The 19,085-nt window shown below is 71.9% G+C and carries 19 protein-coding genes; 12 read left to right on the top strand and 7 right to left on the bottom strand.

Going from position 1 to position 19,085, the window contains the following annotated elements:
• Positions 1-20: 20 nt before the first annotated feature.
• Positions 21-371: an ArsR/SmtB family transcription factor gene (locus tag SHK19_RS15070; protein WP_322455798.1), complete on the bottom strand. Its 351-nt coding sequence runs from the start codon at positions 369-371 to the stop codon at positions 21-23.
• A gap of 91 nt (positions 372-462) precedes the next feature.
• Here SHK19_RS15070 and SHK19_RS15065 point away from each other — a divergent pair, with 91 nt between their 5' ends.
• From SHK19_RS15065 to SHK19_RS15055, 3 genes are all read left to right on the top strand, one after another.
• A complete protein-coding gene (locus SHK19_RS15065; RefSeq protein ID WP_322936719.1) occupies positions 463-1,785 on the top strand; it encodes an NAD(P)-binding domain-containing protein in 1,323 nt (440 codons plus the stop codon).
• Positions 1,680-2,972 carry an MFS transporter gene (locus SHK19_RS15060; RefSeq protein ID WP_322936718.1) on the top strand — a complete coding sequence of 431 codons (1,293 nt, stop codon included), beginning with the start codon at positions 1,680-1,682 and terminating at the stop codon, positions 2,970-2,972. Before SHK19_RS15065 ends, SHK19_RS15060 begins: the two co-directional genes overlap by 106 nt.
• Positions 2,973-3,147: 175 nt before the next feature.
• Positions 3,148-4,560, top strand: coding sequence for a pyridoxal phosphate-dependent decarboxylase family protein (locus SHK19_RS15055; protein WP_322936717.1), 1,413 nt, complete (start codon positions 3,148-3,150; stop codon positions 4,558-4,560).
• A gap of 20 nt (positions 4,561-4,580) precedes the next feature.
• Here SHK19_RS15055 and SHK19_RS15050 read toward each other — a convergent pair whose 3' ends face one another.
• Positions 4,581-6,305, bottom strand: a complete 1,725-nt coding sequence (locus SHK19_RS15050; protein ID WP_322936716.1) for a hypothetical protein — start codon at positions 6,303-6,305, stop codon at positions 4,581-4,583.
• A gap of 88 nt (positions 6,306-6,393) precedes the next feature.
• On the opposite strand from SHK19_RS15050, the gene SHK19_RS15045 reads away from it, so the two are divergent.
• Complete coding sequence (locus SHK19_RS15045; RefSeq protein ID WP_322936715.1) at positions 6,394-6,783, top strand: YybH family protein; 390 nt, start codon at positions 6,394-6,396, stop codon at positions 6,781-6,783.
• A gap of 47 nt (positions 6,784-6,830) precedes the next feature.
• Here the strand turns inward: SHK19_RS15045 and SHK19_RS15040 are convergent, their stop codons facing one another.
• Together SHK19_RS15040 and SHK19_RS15035 are read right to left on the bottom strand one after the other, a co-directional pair.
• Positions 6,831-7,679, bottom strand: a complete 849-nt coding sequence (locus tag SHK19_RS15040) for a hypothetical protein (RefSeq protein WP_322936714.1) — start codon at positions 7,677-7,679, stop codon at positions 6,831-6,833.
• Positions 7,680-7,740: 61 nt separating this feature from the next.
• Positions 7,741-9,696, bottom strand: a complete 1,956-nt coding sequence (locus tag SHK19_RS15035) for an oxidoreductase (RefSeq protein ID WP_322936713.1) — start codon at positions 9,694-9,696, stop codon at positions 7,741-7,743.
• 23 nt (positions 9,697-9,719) lie between these two features.
• Between SHK19_RS15035 and SHK19_RS15030 the strand changes: the two genes are divergently transcribed.
• Complete coding sequence (locus SHK19_RS15030; RefSeq protein WP_322936712.1) at positions 9,720-10,598, top strand: TIGR03619 family F420-dependent LLM class oxidoreductase; 879 nt, start codon at positions 9,720-9,722, stop codon at positions 10,596-10,598.
• On the opposite strand, the gene SHK19_RS15025 is transcribed toward SHK19_RS15030, so the two are convergent.
• Positions 10,570-11,418 carry an SDR family oxidoreductase gene (locus tag SHK19_RS15025; protein WP_322936711.1) on the bottom strand — a complete coding sequence of 283 codons (849 nt, stop codon included), beginning with the start codon at positions 11,416-11,418 and terminating at the stop codon, positions 10,570-10,572. The two genes, SHK19_RS15030 and SHK19_RS15025, sit on opposite strands and share 29 nt — an antisense overlap.
• A 112-nt stretch (positions 11,419-11,530) precedes the next feature.
• Here SHK19_RS15025 and SHK19_RS15020 point away from each other — a divergent pair, with 112 nt between their 5' ends.
• The 7 genes from SHK19_RS15020 to SHK19_RS14990 all read left to right on the top strand — a co-directional run bounded on the left by SHK19_RS15020 (position 11,531) and on the right by SHK19_RS14990 (position 16,794).
• The gene (locus SHK19_RS15020) at positions 11,531-11,734 is read left to right on the top strand and encodes a (2Fe-2S)-binding protein (RefSeq protein ID WP_322936710.1); all 204 of its coding nucleotides are present in this window, start codon (positions 11,531-11,533) and stop codon (positions 11,732-11,734) included.
• A 90-nt stretch (positions 11,735-11,824) separates the two neighbouring features.
• A complete protein-coding gene (gene bfr, locus SHK19_RS15015; RefSeq protein ID WP_322936709.1) occupies positions 11,825-12,310 on the top strand; it encodes a bacterioferritin in 486 nt (161 codons plus the stop codon).
• Between the two features lie 144 nt (positions 12,311-12,454).
• Positions 12,455-13,096, top strand: a complete 642-nt coding sequence (locus SHK19_RS15010) for a LysE family translocator (protein WP_322936708.1) — start codon at positions 12,455-12,457, stop codon at positions 13,094-13,096.
• Positions 13,093-13,497 carry an MmcQ/YjbR family DNA-binding protein gene (locus SHK19_RS15005; protein WP_322936707.1) on the top strand — a complete coding sequence of 135 codons (405 nt, stop codon included), beginning with the start codon at positions 13,093-13,095 and terminating at the stop codon, positions 13,495-13,497. Before SHK19_RS15010 ends, SHK19_RS15005 begins: the two co-directional genes overlap by 4 nt.
• A 161-nt stretch (positions 13,498-13,658) precedes the next feature.
• Positions 13,659-15,806, top strand: a complete 2,148-nt coding sequence (locus tag SHK19_RS15000; RefSeq protein WP_322455784.1) for a DEAD/DEAH box helicase — start codon at positions 13,659-13,661, stop codon at positions 15,804-15,806.
• An 88-nt stretch (positions 15,807-15,894) separates the two neighbouring features.
• Complete coding sequence (locus tag SHK19_RS14995; RefSeq protein ID WP_322936706.1) at positions 15,895-16,629, top strand: acyltransferase; 735 nt, start codon at positions 15,895-15,897, stop codon at positions 16,627-16,629.
• Between the two features lie 42 nt (positions 16,630-16,671).
• Complete coding sequence (locus SHK19_RS14990) at positions 16,672-16,794, top strand: hypothetical protein (protein WP_322455782.1); 123 nt, start codon at positions 16,672-16,674, stop codon at positions 16,792-16,794.
• Positions 16,795-16,797: 3 nt separating this feature from the next.
• On the opposite strand, the gene egtD is transcribed toward SHK19_RS14990, so the two are convergent.
• Positions 16,798-17,784 carry an L-histidine N(alpha)-methyltransferase gene (gene egtD, locus SHK19_RS14985; protein ID WP_322936705.1) on the bottom strand — a complete coding sequence of 329 codons (987 nt, stop codon included), beginning with the start codon at positions 17,782-17,784 and terminating at the stop codon, positions 16,798-16,800.
• A complete protein-coding gene (gene egtB, locus SHK19_RS14980; RefSeq protein WP_322936704.1) occupies positions 17,781-19,085 on the bottom strand; it encodes an ergothioneine biosynthesis protein EgtB in 1,305 nt (434 codons plus the stop codon). The genes egtD and egtB overlap by 4 nt, the downstream gene beginning before the upstream one ends.

Genomic DNA, 19,085 nt, shown 5'->3' with positions numbered 1-19,085 from the left:
TCGTTCAGCGGATCCACGGGTCAGCGGCCGGGCGCCAGGGCGTCGGCGAGCGACTCGAGGATGCCGGGCACCAGGCTGTAGTAGGCCCACTTGCCGCGCTGCTCGCGCGCCACCAGTCCGGCGTCGGCGAGGACCTTCATGTGGTGCGAGATCGTCGGCTGCGCCAGTCCGACCGGTGCGGTGAGGTCGCAGACGCACGCCTCCTGGCCGTCGGCGGCCGCGATCATCGAGAGCAGCTTGACCCGGTTGGGGTCGGCGAGGGCCTTGAACATCCGGGCCAGCGCCTCGGCCGCGGCATCGTCGATCCGGCCACCGGTGGCGGGGGAGCAGCAGCTCGCCAGGTCGGGCAGCAACGGGAGCTCGATGGTCATGGATCCATCCTAGAAGACATATTGACAGTTGTCGATATGACGAGCTAGCGTCGTTGTATCGAACTTCGTGAATATGAGGAGAAGGTAAACCATGACCGCACACCCCGTCGTCGTGATCGGTGCCGGCCCGCAGGGCCTGGCCGCCGCCGCCCACCTGCTCGAGCGCGGGTTGACCCCTCTCGTGCTGGAGCAGGGCGTCGGCCCGGCGGCCGCGGTGGCCGAGTGGGGCCACGTCCGGCTGTTCTCGGCCTGGCCCGAGCTGGTCGACCAGGCCAGCGCCCGGTTGCTCGCTCCGACGGGCTGGACCGCGCCGTCGTCCGGCTACCCGACCGGCGCCGAGTGGATCGCGGGCTACCTCGCCCCGTTGGCGACCGAGCTCCGCGACCACGTGCGGTACGACGCCCGCGTGGTCGCCGTCTCGCGCAAGGGACGCGACCGGCTCGTCGACGCCGGCCGCTCCGAGCAGCCGTTCACGGTGCACGTCACCGACGCCGCTGGTGTCGAGGAACGGCTCGAGGCGCGGGCCGTCATCGACGCCTCGGGCACCTGGCGAAAGCCCAGCCCCGCGGGAGCCGACGGGATCCCGGCGCTGGGAGAGGCCGCCGCGACCGCGGCCGGTCTGGTCTCCTACGACGTCCCCGACTCCGCCCACCCCGGGCGCTACGCCGGCAAGCACACGGTCGTCATCGGCGCCGGTGCCTCGGCGTTCAACGCGATCATCGAGCTCACCCGGATCGCCGCCGCCCACCCGGGCACGACGATCACATGGGCGCTGCGTCGCGCCGTCTCGGGCACGACGTTCGGCGGCGGTGCCGCCGACCAGCTGCCGCAGCGCGGCGCGCTCGGGCTGCGCGCGAAGCAGGCGGTCGAGGACGGCGCCGTCGAGCTGCTCACCGGATTCCGGACATCGCGGTTCGCCGTCTCCGACGGCGCTGCCGTGGTGTGGTCCGAGGACGGCCGCGCCCTCGCGCCTGCCGACAACGTCGTCTTGCTGACCGGCTTCCGCCCTGACCTCTCCTTCCTGTCCGAGCTGCGGCTCGACCTGGACCCGACCCTCGAGGCGCCGCGCAACATCGCCGTCGAGATCGACCCCAACATCCACTCGTGCGGCTCGGTCCGCGCGACCGGTGCAGCCGACCTCGCGCAGCCCGAGCCCGACCTCTACCTCGTCGGCATGAAGTCCTACGGCCGGGCGCCGACCTTCCTCGCGCTGACCGGCTACGAGCAGATCCGCAGCGTGGTCGCCGAGCTCGCCGGCGACCACGAGGCCGCTCAGCGCGTCGAGCTGGAGCTGCCCGACACCGGGGTGTGCGGCGGCGCCGGCCTGTTCGACGAGCCCGCCGGCAACGAGGGCGGCTGCTGCGGCGCCGCCGAGCCGGAGGTGCTCACGATCGGGGCTCCGGTGACGTCCTGAGCGCGCCACCCCGCGGCGTCCTCGCCGCCCTCTGCATCACCGTCACGATCAGCTACGGCACGCTCTACTACGGGTTCGCGGTCCTCGCGCCGACGATCACGGCCGACACGGGCTGGTCACTGACGGCGATCACGGCCGCCTTCTCGCTCGGCCTGTTGATGACGGGCCTCGTGGGGGTGGTGGTCGGGCGGTCGATCCAGTCGCGCGGACCGCGTGGTGCCATGGTCGTCGGTGCGGTCGTCGGTGCCGCGGGGCTCGCCCTGGTCGCGAGCGCGCCGTCGTACCCCTGGTTCGTGGCCGCGATGCTGCTGTGCGGCGCCGGCGCCGCCGGACTGTTCTACGCGCCCGCGTTCGCCGCGCTCACCCACTGGTACGGCGCGGGCCGGGTCCGTGCCCTGACGACGCTGACCCTGGTCGCCGGGTTCGCCAGCACGGTCTTCGCGCCGCTGACGACCGCGATCGCGGAGCAGACCAGCTGGCGCACCACGTACGTCGTGTTCGCGGTGCTCCTCCTCGTCGTCGCCGTCCCGGTCCACTGGGTCGCCCTGCGGCACCCGTGGCCCGCGGTGGCCGGCGGTGCGGACGTCACGCCGGACCGGGAGGTGATCCGGAGCCCGGCGTTCGTGCTCTCCGCCGCCGGCGCGACGCTCACCACGCTCGCGATGTTCGCCGCGCTGGTCGCGCTGATCCCGCTGCTCGTCGGCCGCGGGATGACGCCGACCCTGGCGGCGTGGGCGCTCGGTCTGGGCGGCGCCGGTCAGGTCCTCGGACGGCTGGCCTTCCCGCGGCTGACGGACGTGACCGACGTCCGGCAGCGGGTGCTCTGGGGGACCATCGCGATGGCCCTCACGACCCTGGCGCTGGCGCTCGTCCCGGGCCCGGCCTTCCTCCTCATCGGCGTCTCGATCGTCGCCGGCGCCGCCCGCGGTCTCTACACCCTGGTCGGCGCCACCCTGGTCACCGACCTGTGGGGCCCGGAGCGCTATGCCGCGATCAACGGCGTGCTCGGCGCGCCCGTCTCGGTGGCCACCGCGCTCGGGCCGTTCGCCGGCGCCGGTATCGCCGCGGTGACGGGCAGCTATCCCGAGACGTTCGCCGTCCTCGCCGGGCTGGCCGCCGTGGGCTCGCTGCTCTCGGTGCAGGCGGTGCGGCGCGCGCCGCGCCCGTCGGTGGTCGCGGGTCGCTGACTAGACGACCAAGTCCAAGGTCTCGCACGCTGCGCGGCGCTCATCATCCGCGCTGGCGGCGTTGCCGACGCTCGAAAGACGCCCAGTCTGCCGTTCGCATCGGCGCCTTGCCAGCGCGGCGCTGAGCGCCGCTCGCTCGCGCGATCCCTTGGACTTACCCGTCTAGGGTTCACCCATGCCCGAGCAGCCTGTCCTCCGGACGATGCCCGCCGGCGCCATCGAGCTCGGCGACCAGCTGCACCGGGCCGTCGCCGAGATGGCGTCCTGGATGCGGGAGTACGGCGACGTGGCGGCCCACTCGTCGCAGGACGTGCCGCTGTCCGAGCTGGAAGCCGCGACCGCCGAGCTGCGGCACCGGCTGCGCGACAACTACCCGTTCCACCACCCGCGCTACGCCGGCCAGATGCTCAAGCCGCCACACCCGGCCGCGGTGATCGGCTACGTCACCGCGATGCTCGTCAACCCCAACAACCACGCTCTCGACGGTGGGCCGGCGACGGCTGCGATGGAGAAGGACGTGGTCGGGCAGCTGGCCGCGATGTTCGGTTTCCCGGAAGCACCGGGGCACCTCGGCCACCTGACCAGCAGCGGCACGATCGCCAACCTCGAGGCGCTGTTCGTGGCGCGGGAGACCCATCCCGGCAAGGCGATCTCGCACAGCGCCGACGCGCACTACACCCACGCGCGGATGGCGCACCTGCTCGGCATCGAGGCGGTCGCCGTACCCACCACCGCCGACGGGACCATGGACCTCGACGCGCTCGACGCCGTGCTCGGCCAGGGCCGGGTGGGCACCGTCGTCGCCACGACGGGCACCACCGGCCTGGGCGCGGTCGACCCGGTGCACGAGATCGTCCCGATCGCGCGCCGGCACGGCGTCCGAGTGCACGTCGACGCGGCGTACGGCGGGTTCTTCCGGCTGATCGCCGACGACCAGCCGGGCGGGGTGGTGGCGGCGCCGTACCTCGCCATCGCCGACTGCGACTCCGTCGTGCTCGATCCGCACAAGCACGGCCTGCAGCCCTACGGCTGCGGCGCCGTGCTGTTCCGCGACGCGGGCGTCGCCCAGCACTACCTGCACGACTCGCCGTACACCTACTTCACCTCCGACGACCTGCACCTCGGCGAGATCTCGATCGAGTGCTCGCGCGCCGGAGCGGTCGCGGCCGCCCTGTGGCTGACGCTCCGGCTGTTGCCGCTGACGGCGGACGGCCTGGGGGCGGTGCTGCGCCCGGGCCGGCAGGCCGCGCTGGACTGGGCGGCGCGGATCGAGGCCGGCGACGAGCTGCGGCTCTACCAGCCGCCCCAGCTCGACATCGTCGCCTACTTCCCGAACCGCCAGCGGCTGTCCGAGGTCGACGCCGCCAGCGCCGCGGCGCTGGCCGCCGGGATGGCCCGCCCTCCGGCCGAGTCCCTGCACCTGGCGACGTACACCGTCGACGGACCGGCCCTGGCCGCCCGCGGCCACCACCTCGACCTCGACGTCCCGACCGGACGGATCCTGCGCAGCGTGCTGATGAAGCCCGAGCACGAGGCCGCCGTGCCCGAGCTGCACCGCGGACTGCTGGGGCTGGTCGGGCGCGGGTAGGCGGGCCGGCGGCCGCCCGTTCAGCTTGGCGGCGGCGGTGGCGTCTTCGGCAGCTCCTGCGTCGTCGGCGGTTCGGCGGGCGGCATCGCAGTCGGGGGCTGCGCGGGCGGCATCGCTGTCGGGGGCTGCGCGGGCGGCATCGCTGTCGGCGGTTGCGCGGGCGGCATCGCTGTCGGCGGTTGCGCGGGCGGCATCGCTGTCGGCGGTTGCGCGGGCGGCATCCCTGGCGGCGGAGCCGTCGGCGCGGCGCTCCCGGTCGATCGACCCGCGTTGGTCTGGAAGCCCTTGAACGCGGCGAGCGATTCCTTGCTGATCCCACCGCGGGCAAGTGCCACGCCGACCGCTACCAGCAGTGCGATCCCCGTGATGAAGAACGTCGTCTGCAGCCCCTCGACCCCCATCACTCCGCTCGACTCGTACTCCTCGCTCCCGGCCTCGAGCTCGAAGACCCCGTGACCGTTGGCCAGCCGGGCCATGATCGGGAGGAAGACGAGGAGGGATCCCACCCAGCACAGCAGGTTGCGCAGGAGGTGGGCCCGGTCGCTGACACGCGCAACGACCCATGCTGCCGCGACCAGCACCGCCAGGAGAACCACGGGTGCCGCCCACAACGCCGGCTCGTCGCCGCGGTCGCCGGCGTACCAGCCGACTCGGTGCCAGTCGGTCGACGAGCCCTCCTCGCCCTCGCCGACCTCCTCGCTGGCCGTGCCGACCTCGGCTCCCGAACCGAGCGCCAGCAGGGCGAAGCCCCCGTTGGCGAGGAACGCCGCGATCGCCGCCCACGCCGCAGCGGTGTCGCCGGTGTCGACGTCCTCGTCGACCCGGTCACCGCCGAACATGAGCAGGCCGACGCCGATGAGGCCCGTGACGGGGAGCAGGATCGTGAGGGTCGCCAGCCCGTGAAGTGGCGGCGCCGCCCACTCTGCGACCGTGCGTGCCCATCCGGACCACCACTCGCGACGCGCGACGCATGCGAGCCCCAGGACGAGGAACACCAGGCACAGCGGGATGAAGAACGCCCCAGGCGCAGTGGCTCCCCAGGTCGACTCACCACCGAAGTCCAGGCCCCGGGCGGCGTCGGCGAACCAACCCCGTCCGAGCTCGTCGAAGTCGGAACGGAAGACGAGCGAGACGACCAGCAGCGGGAGCGCGACGAACAGGGCGATCCGGACCGCGTCGCCGATCGCGGGCAGCGGGCTCGGGTAGTCGCGGACCATCCGACGGAACGCGATCACCGCCACGGCGAGGGAGATGATCGTGATCGTCAGTGGGAACGCGGCGACCGACAGGCTGTACTCCCACGTCTCGCCGCCGAAGTCCTCGGGCTCGCCGCGGACGAAGAAGTCGGCACCGAACGCACCGGCGAGGATCACGGCTCCGAACGTCAGGCTGTTGTCGATGCCGAAGTCCGGCGGCTTGGCGATCAGCCCGAGGACGAGGCTGAGCAGGCCGGCCGTCGCCAGCGTCAGCGCGGCGACGACTCCGGAACCGATCCAATTGCCGGTGAGGACGCGCGTCGCGATCGCGCGGACGTCGACCGTGCCGAGGCCGGCGCTCCCGGTGCCTGCCGGCGCGGACGAGGGCGGAACAGAAGGAGGCGGACCCGAAGGAGGCGGGCCGGAAGGAGGCGGGCCGGAAGGAGGCGGACCAGAGGGAGGCGGGCCGGAAGGGGGCGGGCCCGAGGGAGGCGGGCCGGCCGGAGGATCGACGGGCTCTGAACCTGGAGGGGGCGGAGGTTGGGTCATTGCTCACTCCTTCGTCATGGTGCGCCGAAGGTGCAAGCCCCCGGTGAATCCCTGGACTGTAGCGAAACCGACCGGCGAGCATGGAGCCGTGCGCGGAGCCGTGGATCGCAGAGCTGTCGAGCAGTGGGTTGCCGATTACGAGCGGCTCTGGCGGACACCGGAGACCGCGCGGCTGGCGGAGCTGTTCCTGCCGGACGCCACCTACCTCCCCTCGCCGTGGGCCCGACCCATGGAGGGCCTGGACCAGATCGCGCGCTTCTGGGACGCCGAGCGCGACGGCCCGGACGAGGAGTTCACCATGTCGAGCGACATCGTGGCGGTGGAGGAAGACACAGCCGTCGTCCGCGTCCTGATCGAGTACGGCGCTCCCGGCAGCCGGCCGTGGCGGGACCTGTGGGTCGTGCGGTTCGGCGACGACGGTCGCTGCTCCTCGTTCGAGGAGTGGCCGTTCGCGCCTGACCAACCCGACGGGCACTAGCCCCGGGAGGCTGGGCTACCGGGCTACTGGGCTACTGGTCTGCTGGGCTACCGGTCGAAGCCCACGTGCACGTGGTCGCTGTGCGTCGGATCTGAGAAGTACTGGCTGCCGCCGCCGTCCAGGTCGTCCGGGCCCCCCACCTGACGGGCACCGGTGCCCGCCGCGATCCGCATCACCTGACGCACCAGCCCGGCTGCGGCGGGGTCGACGACGAGCCGGCCGTCGATGCTCCCGACGTCGTAGGCGAGTCCGTCCGGATGGTTGCTGCGCCGGTCGGTGCCGAAGACCTGCACCGGGTGGGCCGAGACCAGCACGCTGACGTCGATCCGGTGCCGCTCCGCCACCGCGAGCATGGATCGCAGCACCGCGTCGGAGACCAGTCCGGCGGCGACGTCCACGCGACCGGCCCACGGCAGCGTGATCCGGTCACTCGTCAGCACGCGCCGGATCAAGGCACCCGGATTCTGGAGGGGCGGAATCGCGGTGGCGGGGAGGACCGAATCGATCCGCCATCCTTGCCGGCTCTGGCTGAGCCGCACGTCGTACGTCGTGCCGCCGCCGTCCACGAAGTCGGCCTCGACCAGGATGCTGGCGTCCGGCGGCAGGTACCCGAAGTACTGCGTGTACGTCACCTGCCGCACGTCGGGCAGTGCCTCGACGGCGCGAGCGGCGGCGAGCTTCGCGGCGCCGTCGATCTCGGAGGGGAAGGGCTGGTAGCGGGTGGGGCGCGGGCCGCGCGGTGTCGTGGTGTCGCTCGGGTCGGACGTGGCTCCGATGTCGGTGGTCGCGGGAGCGGTGGCCGCGTCCGTACCTGACGAGCAGCCCACCAGGCTGGCGAGGGCCACGATCAGGAGCACCGTGCCGACCGTCGTCCGCGCCCCACGCTCCGGTCCCATGACCGAAGCGTAGGTGTGGTGGGGTGACGGCCGGCGCACGCTGTAGTGGCGGTCGTGAGGATCAGGGCCTGCCCTCGCCGATCGTCTGCACGACCTGGGCCGCGGTGGCCGTGGCGCCGCGGATCAGGCCGGGCCCGAGGATGGCGTCTCCGACGGTGTGCACCGCGGCTGCGGGAACCCGAGCGACGACGGCGTCCGCCACCGCGAGGTCCGGAACAACGGTCCCGGCCAGCACGACCGCGTCGGCGGGCAGGGCGCGGCTGGTGCCGTGAGCCGGCGTGTAGCGGACCGAGCCGGTGGTGATCTCCTCGACGGCACAGTCGACGTGGACGGTGATGCCCAGCCGGTCGATCCGGTCGAAGTGCTCGGTGCGTCGCTTCAGCCCGAACTCGGGCGCGATCTCCGGACCGGGTTCGAGCAGCGCGACCAACCGTCCCCGCGCGGCCAGCATCTCGGCGTACTCCACCGCCGCCAGCCGGCCGCCGACCACCACGACCCGGCGCCCGGCGGCGACCTGGTCGGGGTCGAGGCCACGGCTCACGTGACCGAGGTCGTCGCCGGCGATGGCCGGGTAGACCACGGCGCCGCCGGTGGCCACCACGACCGCGTCCGGCGCCAGGTCCGCCACCACGTCGGGGGTCGCCGCGCAGTCGAGCCGTACGGCGACGCCGGACCTCTCGACCTCGGCGGCCAGCCACTCGAGGTACGGCCGGTTCTCCGGATGGACGGCGGACGCGGCGACCAGCGCGCCGCCGAGCCGACCCGTCCGTTCGAGGAGCACGACGTCGTGACCCGCCGCGTCGGCCAGGCGCGCGGTCTCGAGCCCGGCCGGCCCGGCGCCCACGACCACCACCCGCCGCGACAGCACCGCGACGGGTGCCACCCGGTCGAGCTCGTGGCCGGTGAAGGGGTTGACCGCGCACTCGGTCGCGAGCTTCTCCTCGAGGGTGTCGATGCAGTTCTCGCACGAGATGCAGCGGCGCACCCGCTCCGGCTCCCCGTGGGCGAGCCTCCTCGGCAGGTCCGGATCCGCCAGCAGCGGGCGTCCCATCGCGACGAAGTCGGCCCGCCCGTCCGCCAGCACCGCCTCGGCCAGGATGGGATCGTGGAGCCGCCCGACCGCGATGACCGGCACGTCGACCGCCTCCTTGACCGCGGCCGCGGCCCCGACGTTGAGCCCGTCGCCGGCGTCGGCGGCGTTGACCATGCCGGTCACGAGCCGGTCGATGACCCCACCGCTCACGTGGAACGCGTCGACCCCGCCCTGGACGAGGAGCGGCGCGATCGCCGCGGTGTCGTGGACCGGTCGACCCGCCGCGACCCGCTCGTAGCCGGAGATCCGCAACGTGATCGGGAAGTCGCTGCCGACCTCGCCGCGGATGGCGGCCAGCGCCTCCAGCACGACCCGGACCCTTCCCTCGACCGACGTCCCGCGGTAGCGGTCGCCACGGCGGTTGCGCTGCGGCGCCAGGAACGAGCCGAGGAACATGTAGCCGTGCGCGGCGTGCAGCTCGAGGCCGTCGTACCCGGCCTCGCGGACGCGCACCGCCGCCGCCCGGAACTGGTCGAGGATCCCCGCGATCTGCTCCTTGGTCGCCTCGGCCGACGGCCTGCCGGTGAGGTACGACGGGATCACGGACGGTCCGAGCGAGGTGACCCCGTGCATCTCGGGTCCGAGGCCGTCCGGACCGGCGTGCACGACCTGCGGCTGGATCCGTGCGCCGTGGTCGTGCACCGCCTCCACCAGCCGCCGGTGGGCGGCGACCGCGGCGTCGGTCCCGATCTGCAGCCCGCCCGGCGTCTCCGGATGGAGCGGGTCGATCCCGGTCGCGCCGACCGTGATCAGCCCGACCCCACCCTCGGCGCGCGCCGTGAAGTAGGCCACCGTGCGATCCGAGGGCAGTCCCTCCGCGGTGCCGTACATCGTCTCCATCGGCGACATCACGATCCGGTTCCGCACCGCCATCGTGCCGATCCGGCCCGGCGAGAGCAGACGGTCAAACGGAGGGGCAGACATAGAACATGTTCTACCTTGTTCCCGTGGACTTCGCAGTCGTCACCGCCTATCAGCCGATCGGCGACCTGGTCACGCTCGCGCGCGCCGCCGAGGAGCAGGGGTTCCGGGCGCTCAGCATCGCCGACCACGTCGTCGACCTCGAGACGCTCGCGACGCCGTACCCCTACCAGGCCAGCGGCGAGCGCCGCTGGACGCCTGACGTCGACTGGCCGGACCCCTGGGTGACCGTGGGGGCGCTCGCGCAGGTCACCAGCCGGCTGGAGTTCTTCACCTCGATCTACGTCGCCGCTGCGCGCAACCCGTTCGTGGTCGCCAAGGCCGTCGGCACGGCGGCCGCCCTGGCCGGCGGCCGGGTCTCCCTCGGCGTCGGCGTCGGCTGGTGCCGGGAGGAGTTCGACCTGCTCGAGCAGGACTTCAGCACCCGCGGTCGGCGCACGGACGAGGCACTGGCCCTGATGAAGGAGCTGTGGCGCCCCGGCTGGACCGAGTTCGACGGTGATTTCTACTCGTGCGACCGGCTGGTGATGAAGCCCGAGCCGCCCGGTCCGATCCCGATCTGGGTCGGCGGGATCTCCGAGCCGGCGTTGCGGCGCGCCGCTCGGCACGACGGCTGGGTGAGCGACGTGTCCACGGTCGACGAGGCGATCCGAACCGCGGCCCGGCTGACAGCGTTGCGGGCCGAGGCAGGGCGCGACCCGGCTGCGCCGTACGACGTCGTGGTCGCGCTGACGGACGCGGTGACCCCGGCGGACTTCACCCGCGCTGCCGCCGGGGGAGTGACCCTCGTGATGACGATGCCGTGGCTCTACTACTACGGGCCGAACGCGACCGTCGACCAGAAGGTCGACGGCATCCGGCGGTTCCGCGAGGACGTCATCGACGAAATTCCCGCATCCGGTTGAGGTAGCTGCGCAGCCGCCGCGCCGGCACCCCGCGCGGCCAGTCGTCGGCACGGAACCAGGCGTCCGAGCCGCCGTCGACGAAGACCACGCTCCCGCACAGGAAGGCAGCGGCGTCGGACAGCATGAACACCACCCAGTCGGCGAGGTGGTCGGGGTCGCCGAAGCCCCCGATCGGCACCGGGAACCGCTTGATCTGCTTCGCCTCGGCGGGCGTCGCGAGCTGCTTCTCCAGCAGGGGAGTGAGGACGGCGCCCGGCGCGATCGCGTTGAGCCGGATCCCGGCACCCGCCCACCCCGACGTGACCGCCGTACGACGCACCCACCTGCTGACCGCGATCTTGCTGGCGGCGTAGGCGAAGGTCGGTGCCTGCTTGCCGAAGATGCGGAGCGCACCGAGGACGCGGTCGATGTCGCCGTCGAGGAGCCCGCGGACCGCTCGCCCGGGCACCATCGGCACCGTCGTGCTGGAGTTGCTCGAGAACACGACGACCTTGGCGTCGTCCGCCGCGGCGAGGGCCGGGCGCCACGCCTCGAGCAGCTCGACGACGCCGAAGTAGTTGACCTCGGCGATCAGGCGCGGCCGTTCCCTGCCGGGCGCCGGACCGAGGCCCGCGGCCATCACCGCGCCGTCGAGCCGCCCGCCACACCGCTCGAGCACTGCAGCCGCAGCCTCGCGGCGGCCGACCGGCGTGGACAGGTCGGCCTGGACGGTGGCCTCGGCGATGTCGACGTCGATCACCGTGTGACCGGCAGCGGTCAGCTTCTCGGCGACGGCGCGACCCATGCCGCTGGCGGCGCCGGTGACGGCGTAGGTGCTCACGGGCGCCGACCCTAGTGGCTGGCGCGAGTGACGAGTGCCACTGTTCTCAGGCACGGCGGCTTAGGTTACCCTGAGTTGAGTCAGGCAAGCCTAAGCAAACCCAGGAGTCGGCGTGATCGTCTGCCAGTGCCGGGTGGTCAGCGACCGCGCGATCGACGCCGCGCTCGCCGACGGTGCCCGCTCGGTCAGCGCCGTGTGCCGGACGACCGGAGCCGCCCAGGACTGCGGTTCCTGCATCTTCACGGTGAAGGCACTGGTGTGCGAGCACCATGCGCGGCAGGACGCACTTCTCATTGCGGACGGTGCAGCCAGCTGACGTCGCTGGTTTCGGTCTGAGTCTGGCCTAAGGCGGGGGTGGAGGTGCCACGATCGGCCTTCACGAACCACAACTCCCCGGAGGTAGACGGTGCAGCCAGTTAGTCCTCGGATCATCGAGCTCTTCAACGACGCCCTGACCTTCGAGCTCACCGTCACCAACACCTACTTCCTGCACGCCCGGATGCTCGACAACTGGGGGCTCTCCAAGCTGGGGAAGGTGTTCTACGAGCTGTCGATCGACGAGATGAAGGACGCCGACGACATCATCAACCGGATCCTCATGTTCGACGGTCACCCGAACGTGCAGAAGCTCAACGCGATCACGGTCGGCGAGAGCGCCGAGGAGATGCTCCGGTTGGCGCTGGAGAGCGAGCAGGCAGCGGTCGCCCAGTTCAACGCGTCCGCCAAGGAGTGCCACGAACTCGGCGACCACGGATCGGCGGCGGTCTTCGAGGAGATGGTCCGCGACGAGGAGAAGCACGCCGACTGGTTCGAGAGCCAGCTCGACGCGATCGACCGTGTCGGCGTCCAGCAGTACCTCGCCCAGCAGATCGAGGCCGGCGAAGCCCCGTAGCCCCCCACCCGTCGCATCTGTACGCCGACCCGTCGCATCTGTACGCCGACCCGGCCCGTTCAAACGAGCCGGGTCGGCGTACGGATGAGCCGGGTCGGGATTAACGGCTGGCTCGCTGTCGGCACCGACTGAGATGATCGCCGCGTGCCGTCGTCCAGCCAATGGCTCGCCTTCGTCGTCGCCTCGATCCTCTTCATCCAGGTGCCGGGTCCGAGCCTGCTCTTCACGATCGGCCGCGCCCTGACCGTCGGCCGCCGTGACGCCCTGCTCTCGGTGGTCGGCAACGGGCTCGGGCTGATGGTCCAGGTGCTCCTGGTGGCGGTCGGCCTCGGAGCGGTGGTGGCTGCCTCGGCGACCGCCTACACCGCGATCAAGCTGGTCGGCGCGGGCTACGTCATCTACCTCGGCATCCAGGCGATCCGGCACCGCAGCGACGCCAGGTTGGCGCTCGATCGGAGTGCGGACGACCGACCGGTGCGGTCCAACGCGCTCACCTCGGTGCGCACCGGACTGATCGTCGGTGCGACCAACCCCAAGACGATCGTCTTCTTCGTGGCGTTCCTCCCCCAGTTCACGAACGAGTCGGCCGGGAGTCCCGGGGTCGCACTCGCGGTGCTCGGCCTCGTCTTCGCCGCGATGGCGATCGCATCGGACAGTGTGTGGGCGCTGGCCGCCAGCAAGGCGCGCGACTGGTTCGCCCGGCGCCCGCACCGGCTGGACCGGCTCGGTGCGTCCGGCGGCGTGATGATGGTCGGCCTCGGCACCACCATGGCGGTCGCCGAATGACCCACCCGGTCATGTTCAGCGACGACGACCCGCTGCTCCGCCGACTGCGGGACATCTGTCGGGCGCTGCCGGGTGTCGAGGAGCGTGTCTCGCACGGACGCCCGACCTTCCGCGCGGGCAAGATCTTCGCCGTCTACGGCGGATCGGAGAAGCTGCGCCCCGGCGACCACCGCCAGGTGCCGAGCGCCCTCATCTTCTCACCCGACGCCGTCGACCTCCCTGCGCTCGACGAGGACGACCGGTTCTTCGTGCCCGCCTACTACGGCCCCTACGGCGCCCGTGCGATCGACCTGGCCGACCCCGCGACCGACTGGGTCGAGGTGGCCGAGCTCGTCGATGCCTCCTACCGGCAGGTCGCGCCGAAGCGCCTCCTGGCCCAGTTGGACGCTCGCCAACCCTGATCGGGCCGACCGGGAAGCACCCGACAGGACGGCTTGTTGCTATCGTTGACCCCGCCGCAGGACACCTGGCCCTCTGAGTGCCTGGCCCGCGGCCAGCGGACCGCAGTCCGCGTCATGATCAGCCGACGGGCGACCGGTCGGCATCGAGGGTAGGGACATCAGTGGCTCGAGGAAGCCAGCGCAGACCTGCGCAGAACCGCCGCGGCGGCGCGACGAAGACCGCTCGGCGCGACGAGACCGGGATCATCCCGGTGCTGGCGCGCGTCGTCCGCGAGGTGGAGGCCGCCGTGGCGCGGCGCTCGGCGATGCCGGACGTGCGCACCAAGTTCCAGGTGGTGGCGCTGCTCGCCCGCGAGGAGCGGACGCGGGTGCGTGCCGACGACACCCTCTCGGACGCGCGGCGTGGCGAGGAGCTCAAGCGCCTCGACGGGATCGCGACGATCCTGGCGCAGACGGCTGCCGCGGACCCCCGGCTGTTCGACCTGCTCGCGGAGGACGCCGAGGTGTCCGACTCGGCCCAGGAGCTGAAGCGCGAGCTCCAGCGCCGTGCCGGGTACGACGTACCGGACCCGGAGCCCGAGCCCGCGGTCGATCCGGCCGAGGTGCTCGCCGAGCGGCGTGCGATCCCGCAGTCGGTGATCGCCCGGCAGCTGGCCAACCCGTTCCTGGTGCCGGATTTCGACGCGGCGGTCGCGACGCGCAGGACCAGCGGTCGGCTCGCCACGTGGGAGCTGCTCGGCCCGCTGTTCCGGTCCTTCGAGGACACCACGCCCGGGGCGCCGGTCTGCATGGACCTGCCCGAGCCCGAGGACGCCGGGCTGATCATGCTGCCGCCCGGCCGGGAGCTGATGGCGCACCAGGCGCGGATGGTCGAGGCCGCTGCCGAAGGCCACCGCACCTTCTTGCTCGCCGACGAGCCCGGCCTCGGCAAGACCGCGCAGGCGCTCCTTGCCGCGCAGGTCGCCGACGCCTACCCGCTGCTGGTCGCCGTGCCCAACGTCGTGAAGACCAACTGGGCCCGCGAAGTCGAGCTCTGGACACCCAGCCGCCGATCGACCGTGCTCCACGGCGACGCGATGGACGTCGACGGCTTCGCCGACGTCTTCGTCGTCAACTACGAGATCCTCGACCGCCACCTCGGCTGGCTCGGCCAGCACGGCTTCCGCGGGATGATCGTCGACGAGGCGCACTACATCAAGAACAAGAGCTCCCAGCGATCGCAGAACGTGCTCGAGCTCGCCGCCCGGATCCGCACCCGCGTCCCGCGGCCGCTGCTGATGGCGTTGACCGGCACGCCGCTGATCAACGACATCGAGGACTTCCGCGCGATCTGGCAGTTCCTCGGGTGGATCGACGACAAGAAGCCGCTCGGCGAGCTGATGGCAGAGCTGGACGACACCGGTCTCACGCCCGCCGACCGCCAGTTCTACCCGGTCGCCCGGCAGATCGTCGTGGACATGGGCATCGTCCGCCGGCGCAAGGTCGACGTGGCCTCCGACATCCCGGCCAGGCGGATCGCCGACGTGCCGGTGGAGCTCGAGGGCGAGGCCGGTCGCTCGATCCGGAAGGCCGAGGAAGACCTCGCCCGCCGGCTCGTGGAGCGCTACGACCGGGCGCTGGAGACGCGCCGCAACCAGTCGCTCGTCGAGGGGATCGACCACGACCTGGTCCGCCAGGTCGCGACCTGGGAGCGCGAGGACATCTCGACCGATTCGGGCGAGAACGTCTTCGGCATGCTCCGCCGGATCGGCCAGGCCAAGGCCGGGCTCGCCGCCGACTACGCCGCCCAGCTGGCGCGCAGCGCAGGCAAGGTCGTCTTCTTCGCCAAACACATCGACGTCATGGACACCGCCGAGGAGACCTTCGCCTCGCGGGGGATCCCGTCCGTCTCGATCCGCGGCGACCAGACCAAGTCGGCACGCGAGAAGGCGATCGACTCCTTCACCAAGGACCCGGACGTGCAGGTCATCGTCTGCTCGCTGACCGCGGCCGGCGTCGGCATCAACCTCCAGGTGGCGTCCAACCTGGTGCTGGCCGAGCTGTCGTGGACCGACGCCGAGCAGACTCAGGCGATCGACCGGGTGCACCGCATCGGCCAGACGGAGCCGGTCACGGCGTGGCGGGTGATCGCCACCCAGACCATCGACACCCGGGTCGCCGAGCTGATCGGCAGCAAGGCCGGCCTCGCGGCGCGGGCGCTGGACGCCGAGGTCGAGGAGGGTGACGCCGGCTTCGACCTGCAGCTCGAGGCGCTGGTCGGACTCCTCACGGGTGCGCTGGAAAAGCGGGAAGCCACCGCCCTCTTCTGAGCCCTCTGGCCGAGCGTGTCGTCTCACGCCAGGCGACGGACGGCCCGTCCTCCCGCCTCGCTGCCGGCTGTACGGCACACTGTCCGCCATGCCGTGGACCCGCGCGGCGGCGCTCACGGCCGAGCACCGCGCCCGCCTGATCGCCGCCGGCGTCGACGGCGAGGTCCTCGCGTCGACCTCGCTGCGCCTCGTGACCGGCCCGCTCCCCGACTGGTGGCAGGAGCAGGGCAACGCGCTCTACCTCGATGACGACGTCGACGCGGCGGACCTGCCGCCCCAGCTGATCGAGACCCTCGCCTACTACTCGTTCTCGGAGGTCCTCCTGGTGGCCGCCAGTCCCTGCAACAACGTGGCGTCGTTGCTGGTTGGTGGTGACGGAGCAACCGTGTTCCTCGGCCCGCGGAGCGCGTTCACCGCGACCGAGATCTTCTGCGGCGCCTACTCGACGGTCGTACTCAACGCCGAGGTGATCGCGACCCGGTGCGCGATCGTCGACGCCCGCAACGGCGGGTCGGTCGTAGCCGAGGCCGACCAGCTCTGGGCCGCGAACGTCTACGTCGCCACCGACGACATGCACCGGCTCGAGGACCTCGACACCGGCGCCCGGATCAATCCGTACGGCGCGCAGGTCCGGCTGGGTCGCCACGTCTGGTTGGGTCGCGACGCCATCGTGACCGGCCACTGCGAGATCGGCGACGGTGCCGTCGTCGGGACCCGGGCGATGGTGCGCGGCCAGAAGGTACCGCCGAACACAGCGGTGGGCGGTTGCCCGGCCAGGGTGCTCCGGGACGGTGTCAGCTGGAGCGCGGAGGACACGCCCTAGCGGTCCTGGGAGTCCCGCACCAAGGTGCCTAGGGTGGTCGGTATGGCTGACCTGACGGACCCGTGCCCCAACTGCGGCACGATGCTGCGCTGGGAGACGTCGCACGAGCGGTGCGACGGTTGCGGGTGGATCCGGCCGTGCTGCGAGGGCGCGCCGTGCGGCTGAGGCTCAGCCGCTCTTCCTGGCCAGCGTGACCGCGAAGCTGTCGGTGGGGTCGGTCCACATCCGCGCGATCTCGAGGCCGGCGGCTCCGAGCTCGTCCTCCAGCCGCGCGTGCGTGAACTTCGTCGAGATCTCGACCCGGATCTCCTCGCCGGACGCCAGGTCGAGCTCGAGGTCGGCCCCGGGGACGGTGACGTGCTGCGGCATCTCGGCGCGCAGCCGCAGGTCCATCCGCTCCATCCGCCGGTCCCAGAACGGGACGTAGGAGAACGCGTCCACGTCGAAGTCGGCGTCGAGCTCGCGGTTGAGCACGTGCAGGCTGTTCTTCACGAACGCCTCGGTCACGCCGCCGGGGTCGTCGTAGGCCGTGATCAGCCGGTCGGCGTCCTTGACCAGGTCGGTGCCGAGCAGCAGCTCGTCGCCGGTGTCCATCGAGTCGGCGAGGGCGCCGAGGAAGGCGCCCCGCTCCTCGACGTAGAGGTTGCCGATGGTGCCGCCGAGGAACGCGACCAGCTTGTGCCGGTAGCGGGCGAGGTGCCCGAGGTGCAGGGTGAAGTCGCCGACGACGGCCTCGACCGACGTCTCGGGGTAGCGGGCGGCCAGCATGTGGGCGGCCCCGCGCAACGTCTCCTCCGACACGTCGACCGGCACGAACCGTTCGAGCCGGCCGGCATCCGCGAACGCGTCGAGGAGCACCCGGGTCTTGTCGCTGGTGCCGCTGCCGAGCTCGACCACGGTGGTGGCCCGCGAGGTCGCGGCGATGTCGGCGGCGGCCTCGCGCAGGATGGTCCGTTCGCACTCGGTGGGGTAGTACTCCGGCAGCCGCGTGATCTCGTCGAAGAGGCGCGAGCCGGCGTCGTCGTAGAGCCACTTGGGTGGGAGGGTGCGCGGCTGGGAGCCGAGCCCTCGTCGCACGTCCTGGACCAGGCCGGCCTCGGCCCAGTTGCTCTGGAGGAGTACGTCGACCTTCGGACCCTCGCCGTTGCCGGTCATGCTGCGGCGCCGTCGTCGGCGAGGCGGACGCCGGACAGCGCCCATCGCGATGCGTGGGGGAAGAAGTTGCGGTAGGTCGCCCGCGCATGGCCGGCGGGCGTCAATGCGCAGCCACCCCTGAGGACCATCTGGTTGCTCATGAACTTCCCGTTGTACTCACCGATCGCGCCGGCGGGTGGTCGGAAGCCGGGATAGGGGTGATAGGCCGACGACGTCCACTCCCAGCAGTCGCCGAACATCTGCCGCAGCCCGCCGGTGGCGGGGATGGCAGGTTCGGGGTGCCAGCTCGTGGTGTTGGCGAGGTTGCCGGAGACCTTCTCGGTGGTCGAGCCTGTCGAGACCCGCGCGGCGTGCTCCCACTCGGCTTCGCTCGGCAGCCGCTTGCCGGCCCAGCTCGCGTAGGCCTCGGCTTCGTAGAAGCTGACGTGGCTCACCGGCACACCTGGGTTGACCGGCCAGGTGCCGTGGAGCGTGTGCTCGAACCAGACCCCGTCGGTCTCGGTCCAGTAGAACGGCGCCTGCCAGCCCTCGGCCTGGATCCTGGCCCAGCCGTCGGACAGCCAGAACTCGTGGCGCCGGTAGCCGCCGTCGGCCATGAACTCGAGCCATTCGCCGTTGGTCACCAGCCGGTCGGCGATCCGGAACGGCCGCAGCCATTGCTCGTGCCGGGGCAGCTCGTTGTCGAAGCAGAAGCCGTCACCCTCGTGGCCGACCTCGACCAGGCCGCCGTCCACCTCCACCCAGCCGAGTGCGTCGCTCTGCGCGGTCTCGGTCGGAGAGCCGGCGTAGGCAGGTTGGAGCGGGTTGCGCGAGAGCACGTGCTTGATGTCCATGAGGAGCAGCTCCTGGTGCTGCTGCTCGTGGTGGAAGCCGAGCTCGATCGTGCTCGCCAGCTTGGACAGCGTGCCCTCGTCGAGGGTCGCGAGCAGGTCGCGCATCCGGTCGTCGACGTTGCTCCGGTAGACGCCCACGTCGTGGGCGCCGGGACGGCTGATCAGCCCGCGGTCGGGCCGGCTGTAGCGTGGGCCGATGCCTTCGTAGTAGCTGTTGAACAGGAACCAGTACTTGTCCTGGAATGGCGTGAACGCCGGCTCGTTGTCGGCCAGCACGAACGTCTCGAAGAACCAGGTCACGTGCGCCCGGTGCCACTTGGTGGGAGAGACGTCCGGCATCGACTGGACGGTCTGGTCCTCGGGGGACAGAGGTGCGGCCAGCGTCTCGGTGTAGGCCCGGACCTCGTCGTACCTGCTCTGAAGGGTGTTGGGGTCCCAGCTCTGCCCCAGGTCGGTCGTGCTGGTCAT

The sequence above is a fragment of the Nocardioides bizhenqiangii genome, assembly GCF_034661235.1.
Classification (GTDB): domain Bacteria; phylum Actinomycetota; class Actinomycetes; order Propionibacteriales; family Nocardioidaceae; genus Nocardioides; species Nocardioides bizhenqiangii.
The sequence above is the reverse complement of the archived record's forward strand: the minus strand, read 5'-3'. Positions and strand labels throughout refer to the sequence as shown.

Coding starts and splice junctions, on each gene's coding strand:
- SHK19_RS15065 (WP_322936719.1), top strand. CDS start 463: ATGACCGCACACCCCGTCGTCGTGATCGGTGCCGGCCCGCAGGGCCTG.
- SHK19_RS15040 (WP_322936714.1), bottom strand. CDS start 7,679: ATGGGACCGGAGCGTGGGGCGCGGACGACGGTCGGCACGGTGCTCCTG.
- SHK19_RS15035 (WP_322936713.1), bottom strand. CDS start 9,696: ATGTCTGCCCCTCCGTTTGACCGTCTGCTCTCGCCGGGCCGGATCGGC.
- SHK19_RS15055 (WP_322936717.1), top strand. CDS start 3,148: ATGCCCGAGCAGCCTGTCCTCCGGACGATGCCCGCCGGCGCCATCGAG.
- egtB (WP_322936704.1), bottom strand. CDS start 19,085: ATGACCAGCACGACCGACCTGGGGCAGAGCTGGGACCCCAACACCCTT.
- SHK19_RS15005 (WP_322936707.1), top strand. CDS start 13,093: ATGACCCACCCGGTCATGTTCAGCGACGACGACCCGCTGCTCCGCCGA.
- SHK19_RS15070 (WP_322455798.1), bottom strand. CDS start 371: ATGACCATCGAGCTCCCGTTGCTGCCCGACCTGGCGAGCTGCTGCTCC.
- egtD (WP_322936705.1), bottom strand. CDS start 17,784: ATGACCGGCAACGGCGAGGGTCCGAAGGTCGACGTACTCCTCCAGAGC.
- SHK19_RS14995 (WP_322936706.1), top strand. CDS start 15,895: ATGCCGTGGACCCGCGCGGCGGCGCTCACGGCCGAGCACCGCGCCCGC.
- SHK19_RS14990 (WP_322455782.1), top strand. CDS start 16,672: ATGGCTGACCTGACGGACCCGTGCCCCAACTGCGGCACGATGCTGCGC.
- SHK19_RS15050 (WP_322936716.1), bottom strand. CDS start 6,305: ATGACCCAACCTCCGCCCCCTCCAGGTTCAGAGCCCGTCGATCCTCCG.